13 protein-coding genes, 1 pseudogene and 1 riboswitch are annotated in these 16,019 nt (G+C 70.6%); of the genes and pseudogenes, 6 read left to right on the top strand and 8 right to left on the bottom strand.

Annotation, left to right across the window (positions count from 1 at the left end):
* Positions 1-35: 35 nt before the first annotated feature.
* From GPJ59_RS22020 to GPJ59_RS22005, 4 genes and pseudogenes are all read right to left on the bottom strand, one after another.
* Positions 36-1,013: pseudogene (locus tag GPJ59_RS22020) on the bottom strand (glycoside hydrolase family 3 protein); the annotation flags it as partial.
* 9 nt (positions 1,014-1,022) lie between these two features.
* Entirely contained in the window at positions 1,023-1,841 is an 819-nt protein-coding gene (locus GPJ59_RS22015; RefSeq protein WP_219668958.1) for a carbohydrate ABC transporter permease, read from the bottom strand.
* Positions 1,842-1,888: 47 nt separating this feature from the next.
* Positions 1,889-2,908: a carbohydrate ABC transporter permease gene (locus GPJ59_RS22010; protein WP_219668955.1), complete on the bottom strand. Its 1,020-nt coding sequence runs from the start codon at positions 2,906-2,908 to the stop codon at positions 1,889-1,891.
* A gap of 199 nt (positions 2,909-3,107) precedes the next feature.
* Positions 3,108-4,391, bottom strand: coding sequence for an extracellular solute-binding protein (locus GPJ59_RS22005; protein WP_219668954.1), 1,284 nt, complete (start codon positions 4,389-4,391; stop codon positions 3,108-3,110).
* A 293-nt stretch (positions 4,392-4,684) separates the two neighbouring features.
* Between GPJ59_RS22005 and GPJ59_RS22000 the strand changes: the two genes are divergently transcribed.
* The 3 genes from GPJ59_RS22000 (at position 4,685) to GPJ59_RS21990 (ending at position 7,976) form a co-directional block, all read left to right on the top strand.
* Positions 4,685-5,449 (top strand): GntR family transcriptional regulator, encoded by a 765-nt coding sequence (locus tag GPJ59_RS22000; protein ID WP_219668957.1) that lies wholly within the window; start codon positions 4,685-4,687, stop codon positions 5,447-5,449.
* A gap of 179 nt (positions 5,450-5,628) precedes the next feature.
* Positions 5,629-7,782 (top strand): carbon starvation CstA family protein, encoded by a 2,154-nt coding sequence (locus GPJ59_RS21995; RefSeq protein ID WP_219668953.1) that lies wholly within the window; start codon positions 5,629-5,631, stop codon positions 7,780-7,782.
* Positions 7,779-7,976 (top strand): CstA-like transporter-associated (seleno)protein, encoded by a 198-nt coding sequence (locus GPJ59_RS21990; RefSeq protein WP_219668952.1) that lies wholly within the window; start codon positions 7,779-7,781, stop codon positions 7,974-7,976. The genes GPJ59_RS21995 and GPJ59_RS21990 overlap by 4 nt, the downstream gene beginning before the upstream one ends.
* Before the next feature lie 55 nt (positions 7,977-8,031).
* Here the strand turns inward: GPJ59_RS21990 and GPJ59_RS21985 are convergent, their stop codons facing one another.
* A complete protein-coding gene (locus GPJ59_RS21985) occupies positions 8,032-8,616 on the bottom strand; it encodes a Uma2 family endonuclease (RefSeq protein WP_219668956.1) in 585 nt (194 codons plus the stop codon).
* Positions 8,617-8,694: 78 nt separating this feature from the next.
* Between GPJ59_RS21985 and GPJ59_RS21980 the strand changes: the two genes are divergently transcribed.
* The 3 genes from GPJ59_RS21980 (at position 8,695) to GPJ59_RS21970 (ending at position 12,972) form a co-directional block, all read left to right on the top strand.
* The gene (locus GPJ59_RS21980; protein ID WP_219668951.1) at positions 8,695-9,210 is read left to right on the top strand and encodes a GNAT family N-acetyltransferase; all 516 of its coding nucleotides are present in this window, start codon (positions 8,695-8,697) and stop codon (positions 9,208-9,210) included.
* Positions 9,211-9,267: 57 nt separating this feature from the next.
* Positions 9,268-9,396: riboswitch (cobalamin riboswitch) on the top strand.
* Positions 9,397-9,547: 151 nt separating this feature from the next.
* A complete protein-coding gene (locus GPJ59_RS21975; RefSeq protein WP_219668950.1) occupies positions 9,548-11,956 on the top strand; it encodes a ribonucleoside-diphosphate reductase subunit alpha in 2,409 nt (802 codons plus the stop codon).
* The gene (locus GPJ59_RS21970) at positions 11,956-12,972 is read left to right on the top strand and encodes a ribonucleotide-diphosphate reductase subunit beta (RefSeq protein ID WP_219668949.1); all 1,017 of its coding nucleotides are present in this window, start codon (positions 11,956-11,958) and stop codon (positions 12,970-12,972) included. The genes GPJ59_RS21975 and GPJ59_RS21970 overlap by 1 nt, the downstream gene beginning before the upstream one ends.
* Positions 12,973-13,110: 138 nt before the next feature.
* On the opposite strand, the gene def is transcribed toward GPJ59_RS21970, so the two are convergent.
* The 3 genes from def to GPJ59_RS21955 all read right to left on the bottom strand — a co-directional run.
* Positions 13,111-13,746, bottom strand: a complete 636-nt coding sequence (gene def, locus GPJ59_RS21965; RefSeq protein WP_219668948.1) for a peptide deformylase — start codon at positions 13,744-13,746, stop codon at positions 13,111-13,113.
* 58 nt (positions 13,747-13,804) lie between these two features.
* Complete coding sequence (locus tag GPJ59_RS21960) at positions 13,805-14,800, bottom strand: tetratricopeptide repeat protein (protein WP_219668947.1); 996 nt, start codon at positions 14,798-14,800, stop codon at positions 13,805-13,807.
* 121 nt (positions 14,801-14,921) lie between these two features.
* A partial coding sequence (locus GPJ59_RS21955) for an HD-GYP domain-containing protein (protein ID WP_219668946.1) occupies positions 14,922-16,019 on the bottom strand: 1,098 nt, incomplete at its 5' end.

Genomic DNA, 16,019 nt, shown 5'->3' with positions numbered 1-16,019 from the left:
ACACCCGCAGAAGCGCTCGGGCAGCGTCAGAGGTTCAAAAGAGACGGGGGCAGGGCGCCCTCGCGGACCGCCGCCACCAGCGCGTCGCGCAGGCGCAGGACGGTCGCCTCGTCGGCCAGGCCGCCGCCGACGCAGATCGCGTCGGCGCCGGCCGCGATCGCGAGCACCGAGCCGCGCTCGATGCCGTACGTGCCGGCGATGGCGTTCATCTCCATGCCGTCGGTGACGATCAGCCCCTCGTAGCCCAGTTCCTTGCGCAGCAGGCCGGTCAGGATCTGCGGGCTGAGCGTGGCCGGGCGGGTCGGGTCGAGCGCGGGGACCAGGATGTGCGCGCTCATCACGGCCTTGGTGCCGGCCTCGACGGCGGCCCTGAAGGGGACCAGCTCGCGGGCGGCCAGCGTGTCGCGGTCCGCGTCGATGCGGGGCAGCGCGTGGTGGGAGTCGACGTTGGTGTCGCCGTGGCCGGGGAAGTGCTTGGTGCAGGCGGCCACGCCCGCGGACTGCAGCCCGGTCACGTACGCCGCCGTGTGCCGGGCCGCCAGCTCCGTGGAGGCGCCGAAGGAGCGGACGCCGATGACCGGGTTGTCGGGGTTGGAGTTGACGTCGGCGGACGGGGCCCAGTTGAGGTTGACCCCGCACTCGGCCAGCCGCCGCCCGAGCTCCCGGGCCACGTCCCGGGTCAGCTCGGTGTCGTCGACGGCGCCGAGGGCCAGGTTGCCGGGGAAGGACGAGCCGCGGCGGACCTCCAGGCGGGTGACGTCGCCGCCCTCCTCGTCGATGGCGACCAGTACGTCGTCCCGCTCGGCCCGCAGCTGCGCGGTGAGCGCGGCGAGCTGCTCGGGGGAGGCGATGTTGCGACCGAACAGGCCGACCGCGGTGAGGCCCTCGGAGACCCGGCGCAGCAGCCACGCCGGGGCGGTGGTGCCTTCGAAGCCGGGCTGGAGGACGGCGAGGGCGTCACGGGTCAGCTGGTCGTCGCCGGACGCCGTGGTGCGGTGCGCAAGGACAGTCATGGTGTGCCGTTATCCCTTCACGGCGCCGGCGGTCATCCCGCCGACGGCCTTGCGCTGGAGGAAGACGAAGACGAGCAGGACCGGCAGGGCGAAGAGCGTGGAGGCGGCCATGGTGGCGCCCCAGTCGTTGCCGAAGGCGGTCTGGAACTGGGTGAGCCACAGCGGCAGGGTCTGCGCGGCCTTGTCCTTGTTGAGGATCAGGACCATCGCGAACTCGTTCCAGGCGGTGATGAAGCCGAAGAGCGAGGTGGACATCAGACCGGGGGCGAGCAGCGGGAGGATCACCTTGCGGAAGGCCTGGCCGCGCGTGCAGCCGTCGATCTGGGCGGCCTCCTCCAGGGTGACGGGCACGGCGGCGATGAAGCCGCGCAGGGTCCAGATGGTGAAGGGCAGGACCATCACGAAGTAGATCGCGGTCAGCAGCGGGAGGCTGTTCAGCAGCTCCGCGTCCCGGGCGATCATGTACATCGCGATGACCATGACCTCCCAGGGGGCCATCTGCGCCATCATCACGCCCAGGACCAGGCCCTTGCGGCCCTTGAACTTCATCCGGGCGATGGCGAAGCTCGCGGCGAGGGCGACGAGCAGGGCCAGCAGCACGGCGCCGACCGTGACGACCAGGCTGTTGCCGACGTAGGTCCAGAACAGGTCGACGCCGGTCGCCGTACCGAAGTTGTCGAAGGTCGGGGTGAAGACGAAGACCGGGTCCTTGGTGAGGATCTCGCCCGACGGCTTCAGCGCCGAGGAGAACATCCAGTAGACCGGGAAGACGAACACCAGCGCGAGGAGGAGCGCGCCGAGGTTCTTCGCCACCGCGGCGGGCCGCAGCGGCTTGCGCGTGCGGAGGGGCTGCGCGGACTTGGGGGCGGTGGTGCTCACTGCTCCTCCTCCTGCTTCAGGATCAGGCGGAAGTAGAACGACATGACGACCACGAGCATCAGGATCGTCAGGACGGAGATGGCGGCGGCGAGGCCGTAGTGCTGCTGGGCCTGGCCCTCGATGTAGGCGAAGACCGGGAGGGTCTCGGAGGCGCGGTCGGGGCCGCCGGAGCGCATCGCGTAGACCTGGGTGAAGGCCTTGAAGACCCAGATGACCTCAAGGAACGTGGTGACCAGGAAGAAGGGCTTCAGGTTCGGGAAGACGACCTTCCAGAACGTCTGCCAGCCGTTTGCGCCGTCCATCTTGGCGGCCTCGTACAGCTCGGCGCCGACGGTGGTCAGGCCGGCGTACATGTTGAGCGCGACGAACGGGACGGAGCCCCAGACCACCAGGACGGTGATGATCACCAGGGTGGAGAAGCCGCTCTCGAACCAGTTGTGCTGCTCGTAGCCGGCGAAGCCGAGCGTGCGCATCAGCCAGTTGACGACGCCGAACTGCTCGTCGAAGAGCCACTGGAAGACGGTGACGGAGGCGACGATGGGCATGGCCCAGGCCATCACCAGGGCCAGCGAGAGCACCAGGCGCATCTTCGTGCCGAGCCGGTTCAGCAGGATGCCGATGAGGCTGCCGAGCACCATGATCAGTACGACGTTGGCGGCCGTGAAGGCGAAGCTGCGCACGACCACGGTCCAGAACCGGGACTCGCCGAGCAGCTGGGTGTAGTTGTCGAGCCCGATGAACGGCGCCTTGCGCTGGATCAGCTCGATCTTGTTGACCTGCTGGAAGGACAGCAGGATGTTCTTGACGAGGGGGTAGAGCAGCAGCCCGGCGATGCTGACGACGGCCGGCGCGATCAGCGCGTACGGCAGCCAGCCCGACGGGAGCGAGGCCCTGCCGCGGCGAGGGGTCCCGGTGGTCCGTCCGGCTCCGGCCAGGGGCGCCTTCGGGCGGCCGGCGGACTTCGGTGGTGCGTCCTGTGGAGCGCTGGTCGCCGCTCCCTGGGAGTGCACGGTCATGGCGGTGGTTTCCTCGCGTTGACTTAAGGAGTCACATGCGCGACCAGGGGTACGGCCGGCGCCCGGGCGCCCGCGCCGTACCCCGGTGCGTTCACTGCTGGTGGTGCGTGGTGCGTGGTGCGTGATGCGTGGTGCACGTGATGAAGGTGCTGGTGGTGCGTGGTGCGTGGTGGCAGGTGATGGAGGTGGTGCGGGCCGCTTACTTGTTGATGCGGCTCGCGATCTCCTTGTCGGCCGCCTCGCCCGCCTTGGCGGCGTCCTCACCCTTGAGCACCTTGGTCATGAACTCCTTGATGGGGTTGGGCTCGGTCTCGACGTTCGCCCAGCCCGCGGTGACCGGAGTGATCTTGCCGGCGGCGGCGCCCTTGGCCATCGACTCGGCGAAGGAGCCTGCGGCGGCGGCGAAGTTCGCGGCCTGCTGGTTCGGGAGCAGCGCGCCCTCGGTGGCGGCGGCGTACTTGGTCATCTGGTCCTTGCCGGCGGCGAGGGCCAGCCACTCCTTGGCGAGGTCCTTGTTCTTGGAGCGCTCGGCCACGGCGAGGTTGGAGCCGCCGAGGAAGACGGAGCCCGGCTTGTCGGCGGTCTTGCCCGGGATCGGGAAGTAGCCGAAGTCGCCTTCCTTGCCGGCTTCCTTCAGCGCCTTCAGCGCGCCCTGGGCCTCCCAGCCGAGACCGATCCAGGAGGCGACGCCGCCCTTGGGGACGATGTCGGTGGACTGCTGCGGGGTGGCCTCGTCCTTGTCCTTGGGGGCGGTGGAGAAGGACTGGAGCTTCTTGTAGAACTCCATCGCGGAGGCGGCCTGCGGGGTGCCCAGCTGGCCCTTCCACTTGCCGCCGTCCTTGACGGCGAGCTCGCCGCCCTCGTCCCAGACGAAGCCGGCCAGGACGTACCAGCTCTGGCCCGGGAGGTAGATCGGCTGCGTGGCCGGGTCGGAGGCCTTCAGCTTTTCCAGGCCGGCGATCCACTCGTCGCGGGTCTTCGGCGGCGTCACGCCGGCCTTCTGATAAGCCTTCTTGTCGTAGACCACGACGCGGTTGGCGGCGTACCACGGGGCGGAGTAGAGCTTGCCGTCGACCTCGGCCGAGGAGAGCATGCCCTTCTGCCAGGCATCGGCGCCGAGCTTGGCCTTGTCGCCCGTCAGGTCGGCGAGGCCGCCGGTGACCGCGTAGCCGGCGGTCTGGGTGTTGCCGAGCTCGATGACGTCCGGCGGGGTGTTCTCGGAGAGGGCCGTGGTGACCTTCTCCTGGATGCCCTTCCACTGCTGGATCTCGACCTTGACCTTGGTGTTCGGGTGCTTGGCCTCGAACTCCTTGTTGACCTCGTCGAGCCAGGCCTTCGGCGCGGAGCCGTCCATCACCCACACGGTGACGGTCTTGTTTCCGTTGGCGTCGGCCGTACCCTTGTCGTCGCCGCCATTGCCACACGCCGCGACACCGGCCATCATGCCCGCGACACCGACCGCCGCGATGAGCTTGCGCTTCACGCCACCCTCCTCAGGGATGCCTGTCTGCACTTCCCTTGCCCGCCGCGACGACATACGCCAGGTACTGCCCGTGGGGCCGGGATCTGATCCATATTGGTTTAGACCAGTAACCCGGAGCTTGGCCTAGACCTTTGGGGGTGTCAAGGGTCTAATGATCGGGGGTCCTGTCCGTTACCGGACCGACACCTCGGGGAGGGGGCGAGGTGCGCCCTCCCACCCGTGTCACCATGTGACCGCACACATCGGAGGAGCCGGTGACGGCAGCGAAACTGGAGTCGGGAAGGCGGGCGGCGATGGCCACCGAAGGGGCGTCCGGGGAGCCGGAGGGCGGGGCAGCCACCCGCACCGCGCGCGTACCCAAGTACTACCGCCTCAAGCGGCACTTGCTGGAGATGACCGAGACCCTGCCGCCCGGCACGCCGGTCCCGCCCGAGCGCACGCTCGCCGCCGAGTTCGACACCTCGCGGACCACCGTCCGCCAGGCCCTGCAGGAACTGGTCGTCGAGGGGCGCCTGGAGCGGATCCAGGGCAAGGGCACCTTCGTGGCCAAGCCCAAGGTCTCCCAGGCCCTGCAACTGACCTCGTACACGGAGGACATGCGGGCCCAGGGCCTGGAGCCGACCTCCCAGCTCCTGGACATCGGCTACGTGACCGCCGACGACACCCTGGCCGGCCTGCTCAAGATCGCCACCGGCGGCCGGGTCCTGCGCATCGAGCGGCTCCGGCTGGCCAGCGGCGAGCCGATGGCGATCGAGACCACGCACCTGTCCGCCAAGCGCTTCCCCGCGCTGCGCCGTTCGCTCGCCAAGTACACCTCCCTCTACACCGCCCTCGCGGAGGTCTACGACGTCCACCTCGCCGAGGCCGAGGAGACCATCGAGACCTCGCTGGCCAGCCCGCGCGAGGCCGGCCTGCTCGGCACCGACGTCGGCCTGCCGATGCTGATGCTCTCCCGCCACTCGCTGGACGCCGACGGCGAGCCGGTCGAGTGGGTGCGGTCGGTGTACCGCGGGGACCGCTACAAGTTCGTGGCGCGGCTCCAGCGTCCGGCCGACTGAGTCCGGCCCCCACCCCACCACCACCGGACCTCCACGACCGGATTTCGGACGGGGGCTTACGCCGGACGGGCCGGTCCCCTTAGATTCCGTGCACTTGTGCAGTGATCAACGAGGGGACGAGGATCATGCCGGAACCGGGGTCCACCAGTACAGAGGGGTCCACCCGTACACAACGGCGCATGGCGCCTCGGTCGATCGCCATCTGGGTGCTCGTCGCACTCGTCGGCGCCATCGGCTGGGGCGTGCTCGCGCTCTCCCGCGGCGAGGAGATCTCGGCCGCGTGGATGCTCGCCGCCGCGCTCGGCTCGTACGCGATCGCGTACCGCTTCTACTCGCGCTTCATCGCCCGCCGCGTGCTCCGGGTGGACAAGACCCGGGCCACCCCGGCCGAACGTCTCGACAACGGTGTCGACTTCCATCCCACCGACCGCCGGGTGCTCTTCGGCCACCACTTCGCCGCCGTCGCCGGCGCCGGCCCGCTGGTCGGCCCGGTGCTCGCCGCGCAGATGGGCTACCTGCCCGGCACCATCTGGCTCGTCGCCGGCGTGATCTTCGCGGGTGCCGTCCAGGACATGGTCACCCTGTTCTTCTCGACCCGCCGGGACGGCCGCTCCCTCGGCCAGATGGCCCGCGACGAGATCGGCCCGTTCGGCGGGGCCGCCGCCCTGGTCGCGGTGTTCGCCATCATGATCATCCTGCTGGCGGTGCTCGCCCTGGTCATCGTGGGGGCCCTCGCGCACTCCCCGTGGGGTGTGTTCTCCATCGGCATGACCATCCCGATCGCCCTGTTCATGGGCGTCTACCTGCGCATCCTGCGGCCGGGACGGGTCACCGAGGTCTCCCTGATCGGCGTCGCGCTGCTGCTGCTCGCGATCGTCGCCGGCGGCTGGGTCGCGGAGTCCTCGTGGGCGGAGTTCTTCACCCTGAAGCCGACCACGCTGGTCCTGTGGATGGTGGCGTACGGCTTCCTGGCCTCGGTCCTGCCGGTGTGGCTGCTGCTCGCGCCGCGCGACTACCTGTCCACCTTCATGAAGGTCGGCACCATCGCCCTCATGGCCGTCGGGGTGGCCGTCGCGATGCCGACGCTGAAGATGGACGCGATCACGTCCTTCGCGAGCCGCGGCGACGGCCCGGTCTTCGCCGGGTCCATGTTCCCGTTCGTCTTCATCACCATCGCCTGCGGCGCGCTGTCCGGCTTCCACTCCCTGGTCTCCTCGGGCACCACCCCGAAGATGGTCCAGAAGGAGACCCAGATCCGGATGATCGGCTACGGGTCGATGCTGACCGAGTCGTTCGTCGCCGTCATGGCGATGATCGCGGCCTGCATCATCGAGCCGGGCCTGTTCTTCGCGGTCAACTCCCCCGGCGGGGTCATCGGCACGACCGTGCAGTCCGCCTCCGAAGCCGTGACGAACCTCGGCTTCACCATCTCGCCCGAACAGCTCGCGCAGGCGGCCAAGGACGTCGAGGAGGCGAGCCTGCTGTCCCGGACGGGTGGCGCGCCGACGTTCGCACTCGGAATGTCCGAGATCTTCTCGTCGGTGTTCGGCGGGGCCTCGATGAAGGCGTTCTGGTACCACTTCGCGATCATGTTCGAGGCGCTGTTCATCCTCACCACCCTGGACGCGGGCACCCGGGTCGGGCGCTTCATGCTCCAGGACACGCTGGGCAACGTCTACAAGCCGTTCAAGCAGATCAGCTGGAAGCCGGGCGTCTGGATCTCCAGCGCACTGGTCGTCGGCGCCTGGGGCTACTTCCTGTGGGTCGGCGTGAAGGACCCGCTGGGCGGTATCAACCAGCTCTTCCCGCTGTTCGGCATCGCGAACCAGCTGCTGGCCGCGGTCGCGCTGGCCGTCTGCACCACGCTGCTGGTGAAGTCCGGGCGGCTGAAGTGGGCCTGGGTGACCGCGCTCCCGCTGGCCTGGGACGTGGCCGTCACGCTCACCGCGAGCTGGCAGAAGGTCTTCTCCGAGGACCCCCGCGTCGGCTTCTTCGCCCAGCGGGACAAGTACCAGGCGGGCATCGACGCCGACAAGGTGCTGCCGCCGGCCAAGTCCATGGAGGACATGCACACCGTCGTCACCAACTCCACGGTCGACGGCGTGCTGTCGGCGCTGTTCGCCCTGCTGATCATTGTCGTCCTGGTGGACGCGGCCCGGGTCTGCTTCAAGGCGATCAGCAGCCCCGAGAGCGTGCGGCTGTCGGAGGTCGCCTGGACCGAGTCGAAGATCATCGCCCCGGCCGGGTTCTTCCCGACACCCGAGGAGAAGGCGGAACTGGCCGCGGCCGGCCTGGACTCGGGCGGCGGCAAGGTCAAGGAACCGGTCGCATGACCACCCTGCGGGAGCGGCTGGCCAAGGTCCGCCACTACGTACGGGAGTTCTCGGGCGAGGCGGCGTACGACCGCTACGTCGCCCACGCCCGCGGCCACGACCCGGACGCGGAGGTCATGACCCGCCGCGCCTTCGAACGCGCCCGCACGGACGCCCGCGAATCCGACCCCCGCGAGGGCTTCCGCTGCTGCTGAGCCCGACCGGTCAGGGCCCTGCCGTGTCTGGCAGGGCCCTGCCTGTTGTCCGGGGTCAGCGCACCCAGTCCTTGAGGGCCTCGGTCGGGAAGGAGAAGCCGAGAGGCTCAGGGAGCTCGACATCCTTGCCGAAGGCGGCGAAGCGCACGGAGTCGTACCGCTGCCCGTCCGGCTCGCTGTGCACCGTCACCAGGCCCTTGTCCCGGTCGATCAGGAGGTAGATCGGGATACCCGTCTCCGCATAGGCGCGGGGCTTTTCACGGCGGTCACGCTCATCGGTGTCGGAATCGTAGGACGTGACCTCGACCACCATGAGGACTGGGGCGGGATCAGCCCATTCGCCCTGGCCTTCGAATGCGCCGTCGGGCGCAAGGGAAGCGTCCGGGCGTGCGCGACCTGAGCGGTAGTGCTCGACCCTGAGTCCGCGTTCGACGTGCAGCCACAGGTCGGGCACATGCTGCATACAGATGCGGGAGAGCCACACAACGATTCGGTCGTGATCCCCGTCCGGCACCGCTTTGACCCCCAGCTTTCCGTCGATGAATTCCAGTCGCAGCCCCTCCACCTCTCTGGCGCCTATGCGCGCGAGGGTCTCGAACTCCTCGGTCAGCATGTGGGGACGTCCGGTCATGACGCTCATGCCTCGCTCGCCTTCCTCGACGGTGCTGTCTTCGACGATAGCGCCGAGCGCCGACACGCGTGGGTGACACTCGTTCCCATGGACATAGCGATCAGGCAAGCCCGCCCCGAGGAGTACCCGGAGCTCGGGGAGATCACCGCGCAGGCGTACGTCGGCGACGGACTGCTCGACGCCAACCCGGACGGGTACTACCTCGGCGTGCTCAAGGACGTGGCCGGGCGCGCCGAGGACTCCGTCGTGCTGGTCGCCGTACGGGCGGACGGGAGGGTGGTCGGCGGGGTCGCCTTCGCTCCGCCCGGGAGCCGCTACTGCGACATCGCCGGCCCCGGCGAGGCCGAGTTCCGGATGCTCGCCGTGGCCCCGGAGGCGCGCGGGCAGGGGGCCGGGGAGGCGCTGGTGCGGGAGTGCATCGACCGGGCCCGGGCCCTGCCCGGCGTACGGGCGCTGGTGCTCTCCACGCAGCCCGCCATGCGCGGGGCGCACCGGATCTACGACCGGCTGGGGTTCGTCCGCACACCCGAGCGGGACTGGGCGCCGGTCCCCGAAGTGCCCCTGCTCACCTACCGACTGGAGTGGCAGCCGGGCGCAGAGTAACGGGTGCGCGGCTCCGGACGACACAACATGTAGGGGGTCACCCAGAGGGCGCCCCCCACATGTATGCTCATCCTCGCTGTCGCCGCAGGGGAATCCGGTGGGAATCCGGAACTGTCCCGCAACGGTATGAAGTGTCCGTACGTCCGGGCGCCAAGTCCGATGACCTGCCGACGGCGCACCCGAGTCGACCGTCCCGGGTGCCGACCACGTCCGGGCCTCGCGGTTGGGCCGGTGGACGCCGTGCGGAATCGCGTGAGCCTGCCTTGCCACGCCCGCGCGCGCCCGCTCGCGCCCCGCCCCGTGGGCAGCCGGAGCCGAGCGAGGGAGAGCTCCCCCCGTGACCATCGCGCCTTCCGCACCGCGCGCCGAGTCCGACCTGCCCGAGGCCGCCACCGAGGCTGCCGGGGGCCCCGGTGCCGCGCTGCTGCGCACCCTCACGGAACTGACCGCCGACCTGCCCGACACCGACCCCGGCCGGGTCGCCGCCGCCGCCCTGCGCGGCCGCAGCGCCGACGCGGACGAGGCCGAACTGCGCGGGCTGGCCACCGAGGCGGCCGCGGGGCTGATCTCCGAGGACCCGGCGTACAGCAAGCTCGCCGCCCGGCTCCTGACGCTCGCCATCGCCGACGAGGCCGCGGGCCAGGGCTCCACCTCCTTCTCCTCCTCCGTCGAGGTCGGCCACCGCGAGGGCCTGATCGCCGACCGCACCGCGGAGTTCGTCCGCACGCACGCCGCCCGCCTGGACACCCTGGTCGAGCAGGCGCTCGCCGACGGCGCCGACGACCGCTTCGGCTTCTTCGGCCTGCGCACCCTGCACAGCCGTTACCTGCTGCGCCACCCGATCACCCGCCAGGTCGTCGAGACCCCGCAGCACTTCATGCTGCGCGTGGCCTGCGGCCTGGCCGAGGACGGCAGCGTGCGCGCCGTGGACGAGGTGGCGGCGCTCTACGGTCTGATGAGCCGGCTGGACTACCTGCCGTCCTCCCCCACCCTGTTCAACTCCGGCACCCGGCACCCGCAGATGTCCTCCTGCTACCTGCTGGACTCCCCCCTCGACGAGCTCGACTCGATCTACGACCGCTACCACCAGGTGGCGCGCCTGTCGAAGCACGCCGGTGGCATCGGCCTGTCGTACTCCCGCATCCGCGCCCGCGGTTCGCTGATCCGCGGCACCAACGGCCACTCCAACGGCATCGTGCCGTTCCTGAAGACCCTCGACGCCTCCGTCGCCGCCGTGAACCAGGGCGGCCGCCGCAAGGGCGCCGCCGCCGTCTACCTGGAGACCTGGCACGCGGACATCGAGGAGTTCCTGGAGCTGCGCGACAACACCGGTGAGGACGCCCGGCGTACGCACAACCTGAACCTCGCGCACTGGATCCCGGACGAGTTCATGCGCCGCGTGAACGCCGACGGCCAGTGGTCGCTGTTCTCCCCCGCCGACGTCCCCGAGCTGGTGGACCTGTACGGCGACGAGTTCGACGAGGCCTACCGCAAGGCCGAGGCGGCGGGCCTGGCCAAGAAGACCATGCCGGCCCGCGACCTGTACGGCCGCATGATGCGCACCCTCGCGCAGACCGGCCAGGGCTGGATGACGTTCAAGGACGCCTCCAACCGGACCGCGAACCAGACCGCCCTGCCGGGCACGGTCGTCCACTCCTCCAACCTGTGCACCGAGATCATCGAGGTCACCAACGACGGCGAGACGGCCGTCTGCAACCTCGGCTCGGTCAACCTCGGCGCCTTCGTGCTCGCCGAGACGGGCGAGATGGACTGGGAGCGCCTGGACGAGACCGTCCGCACCGCCGTGACCTTCCTCGACCGGGTCGTGGACATCAACTTCTACCCGACCGAGGAGGCCGGCCGCTCCAACGGCAAGTGGCGCCCGGTGGGCCTGGGCGCGATGGGCCTGCAGGACGTCTTCTTCAAGCTGCGCCTGCCCTTCGACTCCGCCGAGGCCAAGGCCCTCTCCACGCGGATCGCCGAGCGGATCATGCTCGCCGCGTACGAGGCCTCCGCCGACCTCGCGGAGAAGCACGGCACCCTCCCGGCCTGGGAGCAGACCCGTACCGCCCAGGGCGTCCTGCACCCCGACCACTACGACGTCGAGCGGCACTGGCCCGAGCGCTGGGAGGCGCTGCGCGCCCGGATCGCGAAGACCGGCATGCGCAACTCGCTGCTGCTGGCGATCGCCCCGACCGCGACCATCGCCTCGATCGCAGGCGTGTACGAGTGCATCGAGCCGCAGGTCTCCAACCTCTTCAAGCGCGAGACCCTCAGCGGTGAGTTCCTCCAGGTCAACGGCTACCTGGTGGACGAGCTCAAGAAGCTGGGCGTGTGGGACGCGCAGACCCGCGAGGCGCTGCGCGACTCCTCCGGCTCGGTGCAGGGCTTCGGCTGGATCCCGGCCGAGGTGCGCGAGCTGTACCGCACGGCGTGGGAGATCCCGCAGCGCGGCCTGATCGACATGGCGGCGGCCCGTACGCCGTACCTGGACCAGAGCCAGTCGCTGAACCTCTTCATGGAGACGCCGACCATCGGCAAGCTCTCCTCGATGTACGCGTACGCCTGGAAGCAGGGTCTGAAGACGACCTACTACCTGCGTTCGCGCCCGGCGACGAAGATCGCCCGCGCGGCGACCGGCACGGCCACCGTCCCCGCCCAGGCCACCCCGCTCCCCCAGGCCGTCGACGCCGAGGCGCTGGCCTGCTCCCTTGAGAACCCCGAGTCCTGCGAGGCCTGCCAGTAATGAGCTCCACCCGTAACACCAACCTGCTCGACCCGGGCTTCGAGCTGACCCTGCGTCCCATGCGCTACCCGGACTTCTACGAGCGCTACCGGGACGCGATCAAGAACACCTGGACGGTGGAGGAGGTCGACCTCCACTCGGACGTGGCCGACCTCGCGAAGCTGACCCCGGCCGAGCAGCACATGATCGGCCGCCTGGTGGCGTTCTTCGCGACGGGCGACTCGATCGTCGCGAACAACCTGGTGCTGACGCTGTACAAGCACATCAACTCCCCGGAGGCGCGCCTGTACCTGTCGCGTCAGCTGTTCGAGGAGGCCGTGCACGTCCAGTTCTACCTGACGCTGCTGGACACCTACCTGCCCGACCCGGACGACCGGGCGGCGGCCTTCGCGGCGGTGGAGAACATCCCCTCGATCCGCGAGAAGGCCCAGTTCTGCTTCAAGTGGATGGACTCGGTCGAGAAGATCGACCGGCTGGAGACGGCCGCCGACCGGCGCCGCTTCCTGCTGAACCTGATCTGCTTCGCCGCGTGCATCGAGGGCCTGTTCTTCTACGGCGCCTTCGCGTACGTGTACTGGTTCCGCAGCCGCGGTCTGCTGCACGGCCTGGCCACCGGCACCAACTGGGTGTTCCGCGACGAGACCATGCACATGAACTTCGCCTTCGAGGTCGTGGACACGGTCCGCAAGGAGGAGCCGGAGCTGTTCGACGAGGCGCTCCAGCAGCAGGTCACGGACATGCTGAAGGAGGCCGTCGAGGCGGAGCTGCAGTTCGGCCGCGACCTGTGCGGTGACGGCCTGCCCGGCATGAACACCGAGTCGATGCGCGAGTACCTCCAGTGCGTCGCCGACCAGCGCCTGGTCCGCCTGGGCTTCGCCCCGGTCTACGGCTCGCAGAACCCGTTCTCGTTCATGGAGCTCCAGGGCGTCCAGGAGCTGACGAACTTCTTCGAGCGCCGCCCGTCGGCCTACCAGGTCGCCGTCGAGGGCACGGTCGACCTGGACGAGGACTTCTGAGAGAACTTCTGAGCCGCCTGGGCCGCCTGAGCCTCCCGGGCCTCCTGGCTCGCCGGCTCACGCCGTGACACGCGAAGGGTCCCGCTCCAAGCTCGGAGCGGGACCCTTCGTCGTACGGCCGCAACCGGCGTGAGCGGACTACTCGTTCGGAACGGTCTCGTAGCGCGGGGTGTTCTCGGCCATCTGCCGCAGGGCGTCCTTGCGGTCGCGCTTGGAGAGCCGGTCGATGTACAGGTAGCCGTACAGGTGGTCGGTCTCGTGCTGGAGGCAGCGCGCGAAGTAGCCGGTGCCCCGGACCTTGATCGGGTTGCCCTGGGCGTCCTGGCCGGTCACCTCGGCGTAGTCGGGGCGGGCCAGCGAAGCGTACGCGGTCGGGACCGACAGGCAGCCCTCGTTGGAGTCGTCGAGGACGCGGCGGTCGGCCGGCAGGTCGACCAGCTTCGGGTTGACCACGACGCCGGTGTGGCGGACGCCCTCGTCGTCCGGGCAGTCGTAGACGAAGACCTTCAGGTCCACGCCGATCTGGTTGGCGGCCAGGCCCACGCCCTCGGCGGCCTTCTGGCTGGCGAACATGTCGTCGATGAGCTGCGCCAGTTCGTCGTCGAACTCGGTGACGTCCTTCAGCTCCCGGTGCAGCACCGGGTTGCCGACGACCGTGATCGGGCGGACCGTGCCGCGCTCGCGGTGGGCGAGCTCACGCGCCTCACAGTCCTCGGTGTCCACGACGTACCCGTCGTCGTCCAGGTGGACCTTCTCCGTCTCCTGCTGCGCCATGTCCGCAGTACGCCTTCCTCACGTCACCATGTGTACCCGTACAGCCTACGGGCAGCGGTCAGCAGACCTCTTCGAGGTCGCGCCACTCGCGGGTGTCCGGGCTGTCGGCGACCCAGCCGTCCAGCAGGCCGCGGACGAGGCCGGCCGGGGCGGCGATGCCGCACTCGCGCTCGGGGACCCACAGGGAGCCCGAGCCCGCCGTGCGGTGGCCCAGCGGTCCCGGATGCCCCGGTTCGCTGTGGTCGTGCGGGTCGAGGTGCTCGCCGTCGCCCTCGTCGCTGGGCATCGCGCTCTCGGAGCAGGTCCGGCACAGCAGCCGCACCGACGAGGACCAGTCCTCGGCCGCGAAGCCGGCGTCCGAGGCGAGCCGCTCCAGCGCGTCCCGGTCGGCCTCGGTGGCGGCCTCCAGCAGCACCACCCAGGTCGGCACCGGGGACGGCGCCCACAGCTCGATCTCGTCGAAGACCGGGTACGAGGGCCCGGCCGCGGTGATCCGCTCGCCGTGCGGGACCCCGTCGTGCAGGACGACCTCGCCCCAGCGTCGCCCCGAGGACGGCAGCGGGATCGACAGGACCTCCATGCGGGCCGGGTCCAGCCGGCGGCCCCACACCACCTCGGCCTCGCCCTCGGGCGAGAGCCGTACGGCGGCGCTGCCCAGCTCCATGCCGACGGGCTCGCCGGAGCCGGCGGCCCCGTGCTGGTCGCCCGGCACCTTCAGCCCGTACGCCTGCCAGGCCCGGCGGGCCAGCGGCCAGTCCTGCAGGGCGGTGGCGGCGATGCCGACGTTCCACCAGTCCGGTGCGCCGGTCTCGCGGTCCAGCAGGGCCACGGCGCGCAGCCCGGCGGCGCGGGCCTGCTCCCAGTCGTGCCGGAACTTGTGCAGCAGCGCCAGGTTGAACCAGGACTCCGACAGCCACGGCTCAAGGTCGGCGGCTCTGGTCAGCAGGGCGCCCGCGTCCTCGTACCGACCGTCGCCGATCAGCGTGAACGCGCGGTCGGTGGCCTGCCGCCACGAGGCGGAGGGCCGATGCCGTACCTTCCCGAAGATCCTCACGATTCCCGCCTGCCTGGGGGGCGCCACCCAGCGGTGGCTGGGGGACAAGAATGCAGCCTTGCGGACACTCCCACTTCGCATCCAACCATGCCCACTCGGACGGCCGCTCATTACCCATGGGTTACCCCTGCGGAACGGGGACGACTCTGGCACGTCCACCCCGTGCGAGGACCCGGGCCAGGCCCTCCACGACCTCCGGCTGGTAGTCCCGGCCGGTCCCCAGCCGCAGCTGCTCCAGGGCGGCCAATGAGCCACCCGGGTGACGGGAGTCGCCGGCCAGGTCCTCGTAGGCGTTGACCACCCGCACGATACGGGCCGCCACGGGCTGCTCGCGGTACGGATCCGCCTGGCGCTCGACCACGACCGCGACCTCGGCGGGCACCCCGGTCTGCCGGGCCACCGCCCCGCCCAGGGCGGCGATGCGCCGGGCCTCGGCGGCCGGCAGCGGCGCGGTGGCCCCCGCCGGGACCGGGTCGACCAGCGAGAGCTGGCCGATGTCGTGCATCAGCGCCGCGTACTCCAGCACGGTCAGCTCCCGCTCCGAGAGCCCCAGCTCCCGGCCGACGGCGCAGCTGAGGGCGGCGACCCGGCGGGAGTGCCCCGGGCGGGTGCAGCCGGCGATCTCGGTGGCCCGGGCCAGCGAGGTGATGGTCTGCCGGTACGTCGTACGGATCGCGCCGATCCGGCGGAAGGACATCTGGGTCAGCAGCAGCGGCACGCTGAGGACGGGCAGCGCCCACAGCCCGGCCACCGCCGCCCCCAGGGCCATCACCACCCCGGTCGCGCAGATCGCCGGGCCGATCCCGGCCAGGGCGCGCAGCTCGTCGCGCAGCAGCGGCCCGTACGGCCAGCCGGTCCGGGCCCCGGCGAGCGCGGCGGCCAGCACGGCGTCGCACAGGGCGGTCAGGCCCAGCAGCCCCAGCAGGAACAGCACCAGGTACGGTCCCTGCCCGGGCAGCCGGTCCAGCCGGCCGGAGTTGTACAGGGGCTGGAAGCACACGGCGGCGAAGGCCACGGTGAGCACCCGGCGGGCGGCGTGGTCGAGGGCGGGGCCGTGGCCCCGGGCGACGTGCGGGACGAGCCCGACGAGGACGGCGGCGACCACGACGGCCACGACCTGGAGCACGCCGTGGTGGGTGGGCTGCCCGGCCTCGTGCCCGAGCAGCGCGTACGCGAGCGCGCCGGCCGAGCCGAGCGGGGCGGGCTGGCGGTCCTCGGC

The organism is Streptomyces bambusae, from assembly GCF_019400985.1.
GTDB classification, from domain to species: domain Bacteria; phylum Actinomycetota; class Actinomycetes; order Streptomycetales; family Streptomycetaceae; genus Streptomyces; species Streptomyces bambusae_A.
Note: the sequence above shows the minus strand (reverse complement) of the source record. Positions and strands in the feature narration are given on the sequence as shown.

What these genes read in the sequence shown, in the direction of transcription:
- def (WP_219668948.1), bottom strand. Translation starts at nt 13,746, where the DNA reads ATGGCGCAGCAGGAGACGGAGAAGGTCCACCTGGACGACGACGGGTAC.
- GPJ59_RS21985 (WP_219668956.1), bottom strand. Translation starts at nt 8,616, where the DNA reads ATGAGCGTCATGACCGGACGTCCCCACATGCTGACCGAGGAGTTCGAG.
- GPJ59_RS21995 (WP_219668953.1), top strand. Translation starts at nt 5,629, where the DNA reads ATGGCGCCTCGGTCGATCGCCATCTGGGTGCTCGTCGCACTCGTCGGC.
- GPJ59_RS21970 (WP_219668949.1), top strand. Translation starts at nt 11,956, where the DNA reads ATGAGCTCCACCCGTAACACCAACCTGCTCGACCCGGGCTTCGAGCTG.
- GPJ59_RS22000 (WP_219668957.1), top strand. Translation starts at nt 4,685, where the DNA reads ATGGCCACCGAAGGGGCGTCCGGGGAGCCGGAGGGCGGGGCAGCCACC.
- GPJ59_RS22010 (WP_219668955.1), bottom strand. Translation starts at nt 2,908, where the DNA reads ATGACCGTGCACTCCCAGGGAGCGGCGACCAGCGCTCCACAGGACGCA.
- GPJ59_RS21980 (WP_219668951.1), top strand. Translation starts at nt 8,695, where the DNA reads ATGGACATAGCGATCAGGCAAGCCCGCCCCGAGGAGTACCCGGAGCTC.
- GPJ59_RS21990 (WP_219668952.1), top strand. Translation starts at nt 7,779, where the DNA reads ATGACCACCCTGCGGGAGCGGCTGGCCAAGGTCCGCCACTACGTACGG.